16 protein-coding genes are annotated in these 16,127 nt (G+C 67.1%); 6 read left to right on the top strand and 10 right to left on the bottom strand.

Annotated elements, in window-relative coordinates; all coding sequences use genetic code 11:
* The 4 genes from AC1D1G_RS29105 to AC1D1G_RS29090 form a co-directional block, all read left to right on the top strand.
* A partial coding sequence (locus AC1D1G_RS29105) for an aldehyde dehydrogenase family protein (protein ID WP_477954773.1) occupies positions 1-217 on the top strand: 217 nt, incomplete at its 5' end.
* 66 nt (positions 218-283) lie between these two features.
* A complete protein-coding gene (locus AC1D1G_RS29100) occupies positions 284-1,675 on the top strand; it encodes an NAD(P)/FAD-dependent oxidoreductase (protein ID WP_283333587.1) in 1,392 nt (463 codons plus the stop codon).
* Positions 1,672-2,673 carry an ROK family protein gene (locus AC1D1G_RS29095; protein WP_477954771.1) on the top strand — a complete coding sequence of 334 codons (1,002 nt, stop codon included), beginning with the start codon at positions 1,672-1,674 and terminating at the stop codon, positions 2,671-2,673. The genes AC1D1G_RS29100 and AC1D1G_RS29095 overlap by 4 nt, the downstream gene beginning before the upstream one ends.
* 42 nt (positions 2,674-2,715) lie before the next feature.
* The gene (locus AC1D1G_RS29090) at positions 2,716-3,219 is read left to right on the top strand and encodes a DUF222 domain-containing protein (RefSeq protein WP_477954775.1); all 504 of its coding nucleotides are present in this window, start codon (positions 2,716-2,718) and stop codon (positions 3,217-3,219) included.
* 37 nt (positions 3,220-3,256) lie between these two features.
* Here AC1D1G_RS29090 and AC1D1G_RS29085 read toward each other — a convergent pair whose 3' ends face one another.
* Together AC1D1G_RS29085 and AC1D1G_RS29080 are read right to left on the bottom strand one after the other, a co-directional pair.
* Entirely contained in the window at positions 3,257-3,661 is a 405-nt protein-coding gene (locus tag AC1D1G_RS29085; protein ID WP_477954770.1) for a hypothetical protein, read from the bottom strand.
* A gap of 76 nt (positions 3,662-3,737) precedes the next feature.
* Positions 3,738-5,207 carry a sugar porter family MFS transporter gene (locus tag AC1D1G_RS29080; RefSeq protein ID WP_477954768.1) on the bottom strand — a complete coding sequence of 490 codons (1,470 nt, stop codon included), beginning with the start codon at positions 5,205-5,207 and terminating at the stop codon, positions 3,738-3,740.
* A gap of 239 nt (positions 5,208-5,446) precedes the next feature.
* Between AC1D1G_RS29080 and AC1D1G_RS29075 the strand changes: the two genes are divergently transcribed.
* Positions 5,447-6,499, top strand: a complete 1,053-nt coding sequence (locus AC1D1G_RS29075; protein WP_283333584.1) for a LacI family DNA-binding transcriptional regulator — start codon at positions 5,447-5,449, stop codon at positions 6,497-6,499.
* 40 nt (positions 6,500-6,539) lie between these two features.
* Here AC1D1G_RS29075 and AC1D1G_RS29070 read toward each other — a convergent pair whose 3' ends face one another.
* On the bottom strand, positions 6,540-7,406 hold the full coding sequence (locus AC1D1G_RS29070; protein ID WP_477954767.1) for a sugar phosphate isomerase/epimerase family protein: 867 nt from the start codon (positions 7,404-7,406) through the stop codon (positions 6,540-6,542).
* Between the two features lie 70 nt (positions 7,407-7,476).
* The gene (locus AC1D1G_RS29065; RefSeq protein ID WP_283333582.1) at positions 7,477-8,664 is read right to left on the bottom strand and encodes a phytanoyl-CoA dioxygenase family protein; all 1,188 of its coding nucleotides are present in this window, start codon (positions 8,662-8,664) and stop codon (positions 7,477-7,479) included.
* Positions 8,665-8,736: 72 nt separating this feature from the next.
* On the opposite strand from AC1D1G_RS29065, the gene AC1D1G_RS29060 reads away from it, so the two are divergent.
* Complete coding sequence (locus AC1D1G_RS29060; RefSeq protein WP_477954765.1) at positions 8,737-9,750, top strand: LacI family DNA-binding transcriptional regulator; 1,014 nt, start codon at positions 8,737-8,739, stop codon at positions 9,748-9,750.
* A gap of 16 nt (positions 9,751-9,766) precedes the next feature.
* On the opposite strand, the gene AC1D1G_RS29055 is transcribed toward AC1D1G_RS29060, so the two are convergent.
* The 6 genes from AC1D1G_RS29055 to AC1D1G_RS29030 form a co-directional block, all read right to left on the bottom strand.
* Complete coding sequence (locus AC1D1G_RS29055; RefSeq protein WP_105417192.1) at positions 9,767-10,540, bottom strand: M23 family metallopeptidase; 774 nt, start codon at positions 10,538-10,540, stop codon at positions 9,767-9,769.
* Positions 10,541-10,800: 260 nt separating this feature from the next.
* Positions 10,801-12,735, bottom strand: coding sequence for a bifunctional sugar phosphate isomerase/epimerase/4-hydroxyphenylpyruvate dioxygenase family protein (locus AC1D1G_RS29050; protein WP_477954764.1), 1,935 nt, complete (start codon positions 12,733-12,735; stop codon positions 10,801-10,803).
* 6 nt (positions 12,736-12,741) lie between these two features.
* A complete protein-coding gene (gene aroQ / locus AC1D1G_RS29045; RefSeq protein WP_005248177.1) occupies positions 12,742-13,182 on the bottom strand; it encodes a type II 3-dehydroquinate dehydratase in 441 nt (146 codons plus the stop codon).
* Positions 13,183-13,250: 68 nt separating this feature from the next.
* A complete protein-coding gene (clpX, locus tag AC1D1G_RS29040; RefSeq protein WP_005248181.1) occupies positions 13,251-14,531 on the bottom strand; it encodes an ATP-dependent Clp protease ATP-binding subunit ClpX in 1,281 nt (426 codons plus the stop codon).
* Positions 14,532-14,771: 240 nt separating this feature from the next.
* Positions 14,772-15,434, bottom strand: a complete 663-nt coding sequence (locus AC1D1G_RS29035) for an ATP-dependent Clp protease proteolytic subunit (RefSeq protein ID WP_037236299.1) — start codon at positions 15,432-15,434, stop codon at positions 14,772-14,774.
* A gap of 48 nt (positions 15,435-15,482) precedes the next feature.
* Positions 15,483-16,070 (bottom strand): ATP-dependent Clp protease proteolytic subunit, encoded by a 588-nt coding sequence (locus AC1D1G_RS29030; protein ID WP_105417063.1) that lies wholly within the window; start codon positions 16,068-16,070, stop codon positions 15,483-15,485.
* Positions 16,071-16,127: the final 57 nt, after the last annotated feature.

Genomic DNA, 16,127 nt, shown 5'->3' with positions numbered 1-16,127 from the left:
GAACGAGGTCGAGGTCGGCATGGTCGGCATCAACGTCCCCATCCCCGTCCCCATGGCGTACTACTCCTTCGGGGGCTGGAAGAACTCCCTGTTCGGCGACACCCACGCCCACGGCACCGAAGGCGTGCACTTCTTCACCCGCGGCAAGGTCGTCACCACCCGCTGGCTCGACCCCAGCCACGGCGGCATCAACCTCGGATTCCCCCAGAACGCATAGGTACTGGTTCTCCGCGCCGGACCGTCCGCGGTCCGGCGCGGAGTCCGTTCGATCGAAAGGAACTTCATGAGCGACACCTCTCTCGCCCGCCGTCATCGGGTCGTGGTCATCGGATCGGGATTCGGCGGCCTCTTCGCCACCAAGGCCCTGAAACGGACGGACGTCGATGTCACTCTGATCGATCGGACGACACACCACCTGTTCCAGCCGTTGCTGTACCAGGTGGCGACGGGAATCCTGTCCGAGGGTGAGATCGCGCCCGCGACGCGACTCGTCCTCGAGGACCAGCAGAACGCGTCCGTCCTGATCGGCGGAGTCGAGACGATCGACGTCGCCGACCGGACCGTCACGTCCACACACCGCGGCCGCACCACCGTCACCGAGTACGACAGCCTCGTCGTCTCGGCGGGCGCCCGCCAATCCTATTTCGGCAACGACCATTTCGCCGAGCACGCACCCGGGATGAAGACGATCGACGACGCCCTCGAACTGCGCGGCCGCATCCTCGGCGCCTTCGAAAGCGCCGAGGTGAGCACCGATCCCGCCGAGCGGGCGCGACTCCTGACGTTCGTCGTGGTCGGCGCCGGCCCCACCGGAGTCGAGATGGCCGGCGAGATCGCCCAGCTCGCGCACCGCACTCTCGCCGGCGCCTACCGCACCATCGATCCCCGTGACGCGCGGATCATCCTGCTCGACGCGGCGCCCACGGTGCTCCCGCCCTTCGACGAGAAGCTGCGTCGTGCTGCCGCCGATACGCTGGAGGATCTCGGTGTCGAGATCCAGCTCGGCGCGATGGTGACCGACGTCGACGACGACGGACTCACCGTCCGCGACCAGGACGGCGTCGAGCGGCGGATCGAGGCCGCCTGCAAGATCTGGTCCGCAGGTGTCGCAGCCAGTCCGCTGGGCCGGCAACTGGCCGAACAGACCGGCGCCGCCACCGATCGCGCGGGCCGTGTCCTCGTCGAACCCGACCTCACCCTGCCCGGCCACAGCAACGTCTTCGTCGTCGGGGACATGATGAACCGCGACGGCCTTCCCGGTGTCGCGCAGGTCGCGATCCAGGGCGGCCGTTACGCCGCGCAGCTGATCGCCGCGGAGGTGCGCGCCCACCGGAAAGGTCGCGACAAGCCCGAACGCACCCCGTTCCGATACACGGACAAGGGCAGCATGGCCATGATCTCCCGCTTCCACGCGGTCGCGAAGGTCGGCCGCCTCCAACTGACCGGGCTGCTCGCCTGGCTGCTCTGGCTCCTGATCCACCTGGTCTACATCGTCGGATTCAAGAGCCGACTCGCGACCGCCATGTCCTGGACATGGTCGTTCCTGGGCAGAACTCGGGGACACCTGGCGGTCACGGAGCAACAGGTGGTCGCGAGGACGGCGATCAACCGGCTCGATGCCTGGGAGGATTCTTCCCGGGCGGTACCCGAGGCGGCGACGGCCTCCGCACGGTGAGTACCGTCCCCTCCGTGCCTGCTTCCGCTCTCACCGTCGGCATCGACGTCGGTGGTACCAGTATCCGTGCCTGCGTGGTCGACGAGACCGGCGAGGTACTCGACTCCGTCCAGGCACCCACACCGCAGTCGGCGAAAGCCCTCGAGGACGCGCTCGACCGCGCCGTCYGCGAGCTCGCGTCCCGTCATCGGATCGCCGCCGTCGGTCTCGCCGTGGCCGGATTCATCAGCTCCGACCTCACCACGGTGCGCTTCGCCCCGCACCTGCCGTGGAAGAACGTGCCGGTCGCGAACGACCTGAGCGACCGGCTCGGACTGCCGGTGGTCCTCGAACACGACGCGAACGCGGCGGCGTGGGCGGAGCACCGGTTCGGTGCCGCCGCCGGTGGTCGCAATGTCGTGATGGTCGCGATCGGCACCGGCATCGGTGCGGCGCTGCTCATCGACGGCACGCTCTACCGCGGCAGTTACGGCGTCGCTCCCGAACTGGGCCACCTCCAGGTGGTGCCGGGCGGCAGACCGTGCGCCTGCGGCAAACGGGGGTGCTGGGAACGGTATTGCAGCGGAACCGCGCTCGTCGACACGGCCATCGAACTCCTCGCCGCCGACCCGACGAGTTCGACGGTCCTCGCACGCGAGGTCGCGAGCGATCCGGGCTCGCTCACCGGCCGCCGTATCGCGAGCGCCGCGCGGGACGGCGACCCGCTCGCCGTCCGCACCATGGAGGAGTTCGCCCGGTGGCTGGGCGTCGGACTCGCCATGGTCGGTGACGTCTACGACCCCGATCTCGTCGTCATCTCCGGCGGCGTCAGCGGTTCGGCTCCGCTGTTCCTCGACCACGCGCGCGACGTCTACGCTTCTCTCGCAACCGGTTCCGGACACCGCCCCCTCGCCCGCATCCGGGAAACCCAACTCGGCGAATCGGCCCAGCGGATCGGGGCCGCCACGATGGCAAGGGACGCGCTGCTGAGCGGAGCTCCGCTCCCCGTGCGTGGTTGACGAGTCTCTGGACTCCTCGAGCACTCACGGGCGCGGAGCCGCATCGGCCCGCCAAGTTGTGGCGGTTACCGAGTTCTACGACCTCTGCTGCGACGAGGACGAGCGCCGCGGCATCAACCCGGCCCACTCCGGTTCCCATACCTCATCGCCCGTCACGACCCCGACAGCATCGCCCACCGCAGCACACTCGCGGTCGCCGATCGCGACGTATGGATCCGCCCCGCGGAGAACGGTATGGCCTACCTCGACGGACACCTTCCCGCAGCCGACGCCCACACCCTCGCGATGCGGTTGCGGCACTTCTCATTCAGGTCGTCGTCAACGCCTCGACTCCTCGGACTCGACGACCTTCCCGCCCACCTCGAGGGATACGGGCCGATCTGCCCCCAAGTACTTCGTACAGGGAGGTACCCCCAGCGGACTCCGCGCGTACATTGGCCGCCGACGGTGTCTTCCAGCGCATCCACACGCTGGCCACCGAAGGCGACGCAGGTGGGCACGTCCTCGGGATCAGTCCCGTTCAGAAGACTCACGGCATACCCGTGACCTACATCCGGAACACAGCAACCAAACCCGAACTCACCTACGCACCGGGGACGGCTCTCGGCCGCAGGATCCGGGCCCGCGACGGCAACTGCCGCATCCCCAACTGCCAGTCCCGGCGCGGCTCTGCGACATCGACCACACGACGCCGTTCGACCACGACCACCCCGAGAACGGTGGTCTCACCGTCGAGTCGAATCTCGCGTGCCTGTGCCGACGCCACCACCGGCTGAAAACCGACGGCTCCTGGACCGTCCGCCAGACCGGGGCAGGGAACCTCGAATGGACCACACCGCGCGGCGACATCATCCGAACCGAACCCGAAGGGGCAGCAATCGAACTCACCCACAACCACATCCGCGGGGTACAGCGCTCCTGTGCCCTCCGACTGCTCACCGAGCGCTCCCACGACCAGCAGGACGCGAAATACTTGAACGAACTGCACGGGAGACGAGCCACACACCACCACGCACCGGCACCACCACCCGACGGCGGCGGCACCGGTGCGTGAGAGCGTGCGATCAGTGGGCGGCGACGGCGGCGGTGCTGCCCGCAGCGGACGCGTCGGGCCTGCCTGCGCCGAGCCGGTCCTCCAACTCTTCGAGGCTGCGCCCCTTGGTTTCCGGGACGAAGCGGTACACGAAGTACACCGATACCAGGTTGACGAGGACGAACAGGCCGAACGTTCCGGTGGACCCGAGGACGGAGTTCAGGATCGGGAAGACGAACGAGATCAAGGCGTTCGTCGTCCAGAGCACGAAGACCGCGATGCCCATGGCGAACCCGCGGATGGCCATCGGGAAGATCTCCGAGAGCAGCAACCACACGCAGGTTCCGATGAAGCACTGCACGAAGGCGACGAACACCATCATCGCGGCGAGGATGATGTAGCTGCGACCCGTGGATGAGGGCAGCAGGAACACCAGCGACAACGCGGCCTGCGAGGATGCCACACCAATGAAGCCGGTCAGCAGCATCGTGCGACGATTCACGTAGCCCAGCAGGATGATTCCGAGAATTGTCATGACCACCGACGTGACACCGACCGCGATGGTGGCCACCAGGGACGCGCTCACACCCAACCCGCTCTGTTCCAGGATCGTCGGGGCGTAGTAGTTGACCGTGTTGATGCCCGTCGCCTGCTGCACAATGGCCAGACCGCAGCCGATCCAGAGGATCCGGCGCATCCACGGGTAGTCGCGCAGATAGTGGACGGCGCCACTGACCTTCGAGTTCCGGTCGCGGGCGGCATGGAGGCTGATGCTGGCGTACTCGACTGCGGCGTCCGACTCGCTGCGGCTCAACTCGAGGGTGCTGCGCGTCTCGGCGAGCCGGCCCTTCGACGCGTACCAGCGCGGTGAATCCGGGAGCACGAGCATGCCGAGCATCAGTAGAACTGCGGGCACCGAGGCGATGGCCAGCATGTACCGCCACACCGTCGGATCCTCGATGAGGTGATCGAGTAGCGCGTTGATCGAGAAGGCGAGCATCTGACCGGTGACGATCATCAGTTCGTTGATGGTCACCATCCGCCCGCGACGCTCGACCGGCGCCATCTCGGCCAGGTAGAGCGGGCAGGTGACGGCGGCGGCGCCCACACCGAGACCGAGGACGATCCGCGCCAGCACCATGATCTCCACGTTGGGGGCCATCGCACACCCGAGGGCGCCGACGAGAAACAGACCCGCACAGACGAGGAGCGTGCGCTTGCGGCCGAGAGCGTCCGACAGCCGGCCTCCGAGCAGCGCACCGACGGCGGCACCCGGGAAGAGCAGCGAGCTCACGACGGTGGCTTCGCCGACGGCACTGAGGTTCAGCTCGTCCTTCATGTAGAGCAGCGCACCGGAGATCACACCGGTGTCGTAGCCGAACAGCAGGCCGCCGAGCGTGGAGATGACGGTGAGCTTGGTCAGGAAGCGTTTGTGACTGCGCTCGTTGCGCGCAGCGCCGCCGCTTCCGCGGGCACTGGCAGCCGAGTGGGTTGTCGACATCAGGTGTTGGCCTTTCTGGGGAATGCTCACGCATCGCGACACGGAAGATCAGTTCACGTGTCGATACCGCCCGAGTGCGCTCGGCTCGATGCAGCCGAAGGGGCGTAGTTTGCTGAACTGAAGCGCTTCACTAACGCGCTTCAGTTATCTACTATGATGTGAATCACAGAGGGTGTCAAGGGCAGAGATCGGGCTGCGTGAGAATGCGCCCCCTGACGACGCAACCGAGGGAGATCGAGATGCTCGACGATCGAGCCGCCGCGCACGACGGTGCGGAGCGGCTACCGGCCGCCCTGCACCGACGCCCCACGATGGCCGATGTCGCGACGCGGGCCGGGGTGTCGCGCACCCTGGTGTCACTGATCTTCAGCAACAAGCCCGGAGCGTCCGACGAAACCCGGGATCGCGTCCTCCAGGCTGCAGACGACCTCGGTTATCGGCTCGACCGGGCCGCCCGCATGCTCGCGCGCGGCCGCAGCCGCACCCTCGGCGTGCTCATCGACGTCCACCAGACGTTCCAGGCCGACCTGATCGGAACCGTCTACGCGGAGGCGGAGGCCGCCGGATACGAAGTCCTGCTCTCCGCCAGCGCACCCACCCGAGACGAACACAAGGCGATCGAAGCCCTCCTCAGCCACCGGTGCGAGGGCCTGATCCTGCTCGGCCCGCTCTCCGAGGTGGCGTATCTGCGCACACTCGCGGACCGTGCCGTCGTCACCGTCGTCGGCCGCGCACTCCCTCACACCGCCGTCGACACCGTGCGGACAGCGGACGCCAAGGGCATCCGGCAGTCCGTCGACCACCTGGTCGAACTCGGGCATCGCGAGATCGTGCACGTCGACGGCGGCGCGGACCCGGGCTCACCCGAACGGCGTCGCGCGTACCTCGCGGCGATGCGCAGGCACGACCTCTCCGACCACATTCGCGTCATTCCCGGCCAGCACACCGAGGACGCAGGCATCGCCGCCGCGAACACCCTGCTGGCCGAGGACCGCCTGCCGACCGCCGTGCTCGCCGGCAACGACCGCTGCGCCATCGGTCTCATGGACGTGTTCACCCGCGCTCACGTCGACGTGCCGGGAGACATCTCGATCGTCGGGTACGACGACAGCCACCTTGCCCAGTTGTCCCGGATCGACCTCACCACCGTGCGGCAGGACACGGAGGGCTTGGCGCGGCACGCCGTGCAGTTCGCCATCGGCCGGCTCGAGAACGACGACCTCGACCCGCAGGATTTCGTGATCGACCCCCACCTGGTGGTGCGCGGCACGACCGGTCCGGCCCGGTCGTAGCCGCGCCCCGCCGGCACGATTCAGCGCAGAGGCGACGGCCTCACCGCGTGATGCTCCTCAGGTATTCGACGCTCTTGACCACGTCGCGCACGGGACCTTCGTCCTCCGGCTCCGACGCGAGAATGGTGTCCTGTTCGAGGACGTACCAGCCGTCGTAGCCCTGATTCTGCAGCCGCTCGACCACCCCGGCGATATCCACGTCCCCGGTGCCCAGTGGCGTGTACATCCCCTGCGCGACAGCCTCGGTGTAGGTGAGYTCGCCCACCCGGACCCGCGCGAGAAGCGCCGCATCGACATCCTTCAGGTGCGCGTGGGCGATTCGTTCGGGGGCCCTGGTGACGAGGTCGAGGGGGTCGGTGCCGCCGATCAGCAGGTGCCYGGTATCCAGGCACAGCGGAATCGACGAGCCGTCCAGGATGCGGTCCACCTCGGCACGGTTCTCGATCATCGTCCCCACGTGGGGGTGAATGACCGCCCGGAGCCCGCGGTCGGCAGCGGCCGACGACAGGCGGTCGAGGTTGCGCAACAACGTCTTCCATCCCGAGTCGTCGAGTTCCGGTCGCGAATCGTAACCGACGGCTCCCGTCACCGCCGCCAGGACCATCACCTCCGACCCCGACGCGACGAGTGACTCGATCGCCCCGCCGACCGCAGCGACCGCGTCATGATCCGGATCGTGGAGCAGCACCGGAACGAATCCCCCGACCGCAGTCAGGTCGTACCGGGCGAGAGTGTCCGTAAGCTCGCGCGGATCCGAGGGGAGGAATCCGTCCGGACCCAGTTCGGTGGCAGCCAGGCCGGCGTCACGCATCTCGGCGAGCACCCGGCCGGGGCCGAGCTGGTGACCCCAGCCCTCCACCTCACACACTCCCCACGAAATGGGCGCACCTGCAAGTCGAATCGTCATCGTCCTCTTTCATCCCATCGCACCGGTCGGTGCTGTTGTAGTGACAATGTGGCCGCGTCGGGAATCCCGCTCACGGCTGTCGCCGTGCGGTCTGCGCGGACAGACGTTCTGCGAGCACCACTGGATCGACGCTCTCCCGCAACGCTTCCCACACCGTGTCCACCTGAGTGGCCGGCGCGAGACTGTGCACCGGTTGATCGTGGTCGAGATTGGTGGGGAACGGGTAACACTCGGCCGTCGCGACGACGGCATTGCGGAGGGTGCGCTCACTCGCCCCGGCACTCTGCAGTGCCAGCAGGGCGGGGTACACGGCGTTCGCCATGGCCTCCCGGTCCAGCACCTCCATCGCCCTGCCGAACGGCGACGAGACCTGCAGCAGATTGGCCATCCGCCGGAGCGCGTCCGAACGGTTGTGGCCTGCGCCGTGGTAGAGCGCCGGGTTGAAGAACACCGCGTCGCCCTTCCTCAGCGGCAGCTGAACATGACTGGCGCGGAAGAACTCGACGAACTCCGGCCGGGAGAACGCCAGGTAGCCCGCCTCGAACAGTTGCGAGTACGGCAGGTACAGGGTGGGACCGCTCTCGACGGGCATGTCGCAGTGCGCCACCGCCCCTTGCAGTGTCAGCGTGGCCGACATCCGGTGCAGGTGCGCCGGATACTCGGCCAGTTCGTGCCGGGGCACGATGCCCAGGTGGTAGTCGCGATGCGGCACCTGCGCGGCGCCGCCGGGGTTGACCACGTTGACCTGCGACGTCACCTGATACAGCGGGCCCAGCCAGCTCTGGCAGATCAGCGCGAGGATGTCGTTGGCGTAGTACTCGGCGAACACATCGGGGGCGCCGAAAGCCAGCTTCTGCGCGGCGTTCCAGATGCGGTCGTTGGCGCCCGCCTTGCCGAAGTGGTCACCCACCACACCACCCGACGCGTGTTGCTGCGCGATGAGGAGGTCGAACTGTTCCGTGGCGCGATCCAGTACGCCGAGATCACTGAAGGCATTCTGGAACACCACGATTCCGGGACCGTCCGTGAGCGCGCGCCCGAGTTCGGTCTGCACGGCGCGGCGGGACTGCGCGTCGTCGAGGTGGGGCTTCAGCACGTCACTGCGGTACAGCAGGACGTTCTGCTCCACGGAGTGAGCGAACGGGTAGTCGGCCAGGTTCGTCGAGCGATCCACGGAGACGCGAAACGCGTCGAGGTCGCAGTCGGAGTCGCGGATCCACTCACGCCGGCCGGTCGGCGGAGGAGTCGTGATGGTCATGGAGATAGTCTTGCTGTGATGTGATCGGCAAACAACAGCAGAAATCCATCATTTTCACCTCAGGAGGCGGCCGTGAAGCACCGCTACAAGGTCCGTGAGATCGCCCAGCAGTCGGGGTTGAGCGAGGCCACCGTCGACCGCGTGCTCCACGAACGCCCCGGCGTACGGGAATCGACGAGAGCGGAAGTGCAGCAAGCGATCCGCGATCTCGACAAACAACGCACCCAGTTGAAGCTGAGTGGACGCAAGTTCCTCGTCGACGTCGTCATGCAGTCCCCCGAACGCTTCACCACCGCGTTCCGCGCGGCCGTGGAAGCGGAACTGCCCGCTCTCGCCCCCGCCGTCGTGCGATCGCGGTTCCATTTCCGGGAAACCGGCTCGACACCGGCGATGGTCGAGACCCTCGGTCGGATCGGGGCCCGCGGCACACAGGGCGTGATCGTGAAGGCGCCCGACTCCATCGAGGTCGTCGAGGCCATCGACCGGCTCACCGCGGCGGGGATACCGGTGGTCACCTATGCCACCGACGTTCCGGGCAGCTCGCGGGCCGGCTACGTCGGGATCGACAACCGGGCCGCGGGGGCGACTGCCGCGTACCTCGTCGACCAGTGGCTCGGCGACCTGTCGTCCTCCGTCCTGATCACGCTGAGCAGCAATGCCTTCCGTGGCGAGGAGGAACGGGAGATGGGGTTCCGCGCCGCACTGCGAAGTTTCGGCATCGACCGTGCGGTGATCGACATCGCGGAGAGCGACGGACTCGACGCGACCATCGAGAGCCTGGTGCTCCGGGCGCTCGAGCAGAACCCGGACATCGCGGCCGTCTACTCGATCGGCGGCGGCAACGTGGCCACGGCCCGCGCATTCGAACGCACCGGCCGCACCTGTCGCGTGTTCATCGCCCACGACCTCGACGAGGACAACACGCGGCTGTTGCGGGCCGGCACGCTCTCCGCCGTGTTGCACCACGATCTCCGGGCCGATGCCCATCTGGCGTGCCGCATGTTGCTGCAGGCCCGGGGCGCGCTCGGCGGTGTCGCGACCGCCGCCTCACCCATCCGGGTGGTCACCCCGTACAACCAGCCCTGACGGCGTGGATCAGCGCCTAGCCCTGCCCCTGGGGGACGGGCACGCCGCGGGACTGGAACCAGCCCGCCGGATCCATCTTGGTTCCGTTGACCGCCCACACCTCGTAGTGCAGGTGCGGTCCGGTCGACTGACCCCGGTTGCCCATGGTGGCGATCTGGTCGCCGGCCCGGACCTGCTGCCCGACCGACACCAATGACTGGTCGATGTGGCCGTACACGCCGGTGGTGCCGTCGTCCTGCTGGATGCGGACCCACAATCCGAATCCCGACGCCGGACCGGTCTCGATCACAGTGCCGTTGGTGACGGCCTTGATCGGGGTGCCGATGGAGTTGGCGATGTCGATGCCGTTGTGGTTTGTGCCCCACCGCGGACCGAAGCCCGAGGTGAAGGTGCCGTCGGCCGGGACCAGCACAGCGGGTCGACGTGCCGCTTCCGCGGCCGCAGCCGCGCGTGCAGCCTGTTCTGCGGCCTCGCGAGCCAGCCGCTCGACCTCGGCCTTCTCGAACGCGAGCCGCTCGACCTCACGCTGGGCGGCGCGCTGGAGTTGCTCGGCGTAGTCGACGGGCACTGGGCGCGTGACCTGCAGGAACTGGGGCGGTGTCGAGAGAGACACGCCTGTCTCGGTCGACGCCTGCGCTACCTCACCGGTGGCCGCGGAGGCGATCCCCCCGGATGCGAGCAGTGCAGCGGCCGCCAGCGAGGTCGCGACCAGCCGTCTACGGGAGGTCGTTGTCGAACGGAGGCGCCGGGTGCGCCGGGCGTGCGGGACGGTGTTCGGGTGTAGAGCCAAAACCACATTCCTCTGTCGAGTTCGTGATCGATAACGAAACGGTCACGGTTTCGACACAGGTTAGTACGGATCGGGCCAAATCCTGCGCGTCGCATTGACGAATGTGCGGCGATCTCGCGTCCCGAACCGGATTTTCCGGTCTCATCAGTCACATGCACCCCGTGAGCGCACATCGACGACAGTGGTCACGCACGAGAAGTGTCAGAAGTCACGGAGCCCGCGGTCGTGACCGCGGGCTCCGTGACCTTCGAATCGACCACTCAGCCGGCGGCCCGCAACTGGGCCGCCAAACGCATCGCGGAGTTCGCGTCCCCGTAACCCTCGTAGCCGCCGACGCGTTGCACCACCTCGAAGAACAGATCGGCGCCCACCGTCTGGGTGAACAGGTGGAAGAACTCGCCATGGGCATCGGCGTCGTACATGATGCCCGACCCACTCATCCGGTCCAGGAGCTCGCGGGAGAGTCCGAAGCGGGCCTCGAGATCGTCGTAGTAGTTCGGCGAGATCACGAGGGGCTCGAAACCGTTGGACTGCATGGTCGCGGCGGCGGTGAAAATGTCCGTGCACGAGAACGCGACGTGGCTGATGCCGCCGCGCCGGGCCGCGGCGATGTGGGAGTTGCCCGACACCGCACCCGGAACCATGTTCAGGGAGATGCGCAGCGGACGGTCGATGCCGTCGGCACCCGTCTGATCCATCGTCAGGGCCTGACTGCGCATCATGCCGACCGCGTCGGTGACGTCGAGGCCCTCGTGCGGCGCCATCGCGAACACCGAACGGAGCAGCAGCATGATGCCGTCCCAGTTGTCGGACGGCACGGCGAGCGCCACGTGATCGACCCCGGTGAACACGGGCACCTCGTCCTGCCAGCGCGACTCCGTCGGATACAGATCGAACGCCGACTGCCACGAGGCGGCACTGCCCGGGCCGCGCAGATCCAGCGACGTCGCATCGGTGATCTTCAGACGCACCACATCCGATTCGGGGGCCGTGTCCACACCGGGCAACAGGACCTCGTGCACCGGGACCTCGAGCGCCGCGGCGCGCTCACCCCACGCGTCGGGATCGCTCGACCGGATACCGATCTGGGTGAGCACCGGCAGGTGCGCCGGCAGACCCGGAGCGGTCCACACGGTGCCCGCGGTCGCGTCGACCACGATGGTCATCCGGCCGTGCCGCCACAGCTGGAGGTCGTGACTGCGGTGGCGGCCCACCAGACGGAATCCGATGTGCTGCAGCGCCTGCCGAAGGTCGGAATCCTTGCCGGGACCGGCCGCGAGCCGGAGCGACACGATGCCTTCGAGGGGTGCGCGCGGCGGCGGCTCGAACAGGGCCAGACCGCGACCGGTGTCCTCACCGTGCTCGGCCTGCACGCGTGCGACCTCCTCCTGGAGGTACAGCAGCGAGCGGTGAGCGTCGGCGGCCRTGCGGCCCGTGGACGACTGCCGGAACGTGTCGTTGAAGATCTCGAGCGACCACGGTCCGGTGTATCCGGCGGCCTGGACGTGCGCGCCGAACGTCGCGAGATCGAAGTTTCCCTGCCCCGGGAAGTTCCGGTGGTGCCGGCTCCACTGCAGGATGTCCATCGACATGCGGGGCGCGTCGGCGAGCTGGAGGAAGAAGATCTTCTCCCCCGGGATGTCACGGATGCCGGACGGGTCGTCGCCGCGGGAGAGGATGTGGAAGCTGTCGAGGCAGGTGCCGAGGGCCGGATGATCCGCGTCCTGCACGATCTTCCACGCGTGCCGGTACGTATTGACGTGCGTGCCCCAGGCCAGCGCCTCGTAGGCGATGCGGAGCCTCCGGCTGTGTGCCCGCTCGGCGAGGGTATGGRGTTGCTCGGTCAGGCGGGCGTCGTCCCGCACCGCCTCGGGCAACGGCGAGGAGCACACCAGTAGGGTGTCACAGCCGAGCTGCTCCATGATGTCGAACTTGCGCTCGGCTCGGATCAGGTTGCGAGCGAACGTCGTGTCGTCCACGGAGTCCAGATCGCGGAACGGCTGATACAGATCGAGGGTGAGTCCGAGATCCGCTGCGCGGGAAGCCAGCTCACGCGGCGACCACGGCGAGCTCACGAAATCGGGTTCGAACACCTCGAATCCGTCGAACCCGGCTGCCGCGATCGCGGTGACCTTCTCCTCCAGCGATCCGCTCAGGGATACCGTGGCAACGCTCGTACGAACCTGTCGTCCCATGTGGCGTCAGCCCTTGTTGCAGATGAAGTCGACGGCCAGCGCATAGCCGAGAATGCCGAGTCCGGCGATCACACCGGTCGCGACTCCGGACACGTACGAGTGGTGCCGGAATTCCTCGCGGGCGTGCACGTTGCTGATGTGCACCTCGACGAGCGGCACCTCGAGCGTCACCAGGGCGTCGCGCAACGCCACCGACGTGTGCGTGAAACCGCCGGGGTTGATCACGACGCCCGACGCCGTGGTCCGGGCCTCGTGCACCCAGTCGATCAGATGGCCCTCGTGGTTGGACTGCCGCGCGACGATCTCACGTCCGGCTTTCGCAGCGGCCGTGCGGCACAACTCGACCACGTCGTCGAGCGTCTCCCGCCCGTACACCTCGGGTTGCCGTTGCCCCAGCAGGTTCAGGTTGGGGCCGTTGAGAACAAAGATCGGTCCGGGAGCGGTCATCGCGCGCTTTACCTCCATTTGTACGAACTAGTGAGTTAGTTCGCACCCAGGATACAGCGCGCTCCCGCCTAGGCGGACTTGTCTCGGCGTTCTCCCCGCTCCGGCTTCCGCGGAACGATGGTCGGAAGCACGTTGTCGTTGACCGTCTCGGCGCTGACCACGACCTTCTCGACGTCGTCACGGCTCGGGATGTCGTACATGACCGGCAGCAGGACTTCCTCCATGATCGCGCGCAGTCCACGAGCACCGGTTCCGCGGAGGATCGCCTGGTCGGCGATGGCCTCGAGCGCGTCCGTGGTGAACTCCAACTCCACGCCGTCCATGTCGAACAACCGGTTGTACTGCTTGACCAGCGCGTTCTTCGGCTCGGACAGGATCTGGACGAGCGATTCCTTGTCGAGGTTCGTCACCGACGCCACCACGGGAAGACGACCGATGAACTCCGGGATGAGCCCGAACTTGATCAGGTCTTCCGGCATGACCTCCGCGAAGTGGTCCTGSGTGTCGATCTCCGCCTTGGACCGCACCTCCGCACCGAAACCGATGCCGCGCTTGCCCACGCGATCGGACACGATCCGCTCGAGGCCGGCGAACGCCCCCGCCACGATGAACAGGACGTTCGTCGTGTCGATCTGGATGAACTCCTGATGCGGGTGCTTGCGACCGCCCTGCGGCGGCACGCTGGCCTGCGTGCCCTCGAGGATCTTCAGCAAAGCCTGCTGCACACCCTCGCCGGACACGTCCCGCGTGATCGACGGGTTCTCGCTCTTGCGGGCGATCTTGTCGACCTCGTCGATGTAGATGATGCCGGTCTCGGCGCGCTTGACGTCGTAGTCGGCGGCCTGGATCAGCTTGAGGAGAATGTTCTCGACGTCCTCACCGACGTAGCCGGCTTCGGTGAGCGCCGTCGCATCGGCGATCGCGAACGGTACGTTGAGCATCTTCGCCAGCGTCTGAGCCAGATACGTTTTGCCGCAGCCCGTGGGACCGAGCATGAGAATGTTCGACTTCGCCAGCTCGACCGTCTCGCCGCGCGCATCACGACCCTTGTCGCCGGCCTGGATGCGCTTGTAGTGGTTGTAGACCGCAACGGCGAGAGTCCGCTTGGCGGCATCCTGGCCGATCACGTAGTTCTCGAGGAAGTCGCGGATCTCGGCCGGCTTCGGCAGCTCGTCGAGCTTCACCTCGCTGGACTCGGCCAGCTCCTCTTCGATGATCTCGTTGCACAGGTCGATGCACTCGTCGCAGATGTACACCCCAGGCCCAGCAATGAGCTTCTTGACCTGCTTCTGGCTCTTACCGCAGAAAGAGCACTTGAGCAGATCCCCGCCGTCACCGATGCGTGCCATCTCGTCAGGTCCCTACTTCCTTCGTCTACGTGCAACCATCGAACCGATCCCACGCCGTGCGCGCACCGACCGAAAACGAAAGCCCGTTATGTGACCGTACCCGCAGATCGCGAGCGAGGTCGACTGGTTGTCGGTGATTCGCGCACCGATCTTCCGGGAAAGCCAGCCTTGCCGATCCCGCACCCGGCTCGCGGCAACCGCGCCGTCACGGCGTGTCGCCCGAGCCGGGGCGGCAGGAAATCACTTCTGGGCGCTGAGTTTGCGGTACTCGAGCACGTCGTCGATGATTCCGTATTCCTTGGCCTCGGCGGCCGTGAGGATCTTGTCGCGGTCGGTGTCCTTGCGGATCACGTCGGCGTCCTTGCCGGTGTGCTTCGCGAGGGTGGTCTCCATCAGGCGACGCATCCGCTCGATCTCGGCGGCCTGGATCTCGAGGTCGGAGACCTGACCCTGGATGCCGCCGGTGGCGGGCTGGTGGATGAGGACACGAGCGTTCGGCAGGGCGAGACGCTTGCCGGGGCTACCGGCCGCCAGCAGCACCGCGGCAGCCGAGGCCGCCTGGCCGAGGCACACCGTCGTGATGTCGGCGCGCACGTACTGCATGGTGTCGTAGATCGCCATCAGCGAGGTGAACGAGCCACCCGGCGAGTTGATGTACATGGTGATGTCGCGATCGGGGTCCAGCGACTCGAGAACGAGAAGCTGAGCCATCACGTCGTTGGCCGACGCATCGTCCACCTGCACGCCGAGGAAGATGATGCGCTCCTCGAACAGCTTGTTGTACGGGTTGGACTCCTTGACGCCGTAGCTCGAGTGCTCGATGAAGGACGGCAGGATGTAACGCGACTGGGGGCCTGCGGGCGCCTGGCCTCCCAGGCTGCGGGGATCGAACAGGTTGGTCATCAGTTCTCCAAGGGATGTGTGGGAGCGGTCAGTGAGGAAGCCGGGCTGCTACTGCCCGGTCCCGCCCGCCTGCGCCGCGCGGGAGACGACGTGGTCGACGAAACCGTATTCGAGTGCCTGCTTCGCGGTGAACCAGCGGTCACGATCCGAATCGGCGGTGATCTGCTCGACCGTCTGACCGGTGTGCTCGGCGATCAGCTCGGCCATTTCGCGCTTGGTGTGCGCGAACTGCTCGGCCATGATCGCGATGTCACTGGCGGTACCACCGATTCCGGCGGACGGCTGGTGCATCATGATCCGCGCGTGCGGGAGGGCGTAGCGCTTGCCCTTGGCCCCGGCGGAGAGCAGGAACTGGCCCATCGACGCGGCCAGACCCATTCCGAACGTCGCGACGTCGCACTCGGCGAACTGCATCGTGTCGAAGATCGCCATACCGGCGCTGACCGACCCGCCGGGCGAGTTGATGTAGAGGGAGATGTCCCGGCTGGGATCCTCTGCCGACAGCAGCAGGATCTGAGCGCACAGCTTGTTCGCGATGTCGTCGTCGACCTGGGTACCGAGGAAGATGATGCGCTCGCGCAGCAGGCGTTCGTACACCGAGTCGCTGAGGTTCAACCCAGCGGTGGCTGAAGTCATGGCGGGACTCTGCAAAGTCTCCAGGTGATTGGAAGTCACGGTACCTGCCTACCTGCC

The sequence above is a fragment of the Rhodococcus sp. P3_B8 genome, assembly GCF_056402775.1.
This window is presented reverse-complemented; position numbering and strand designations above follow the sequence as displayed.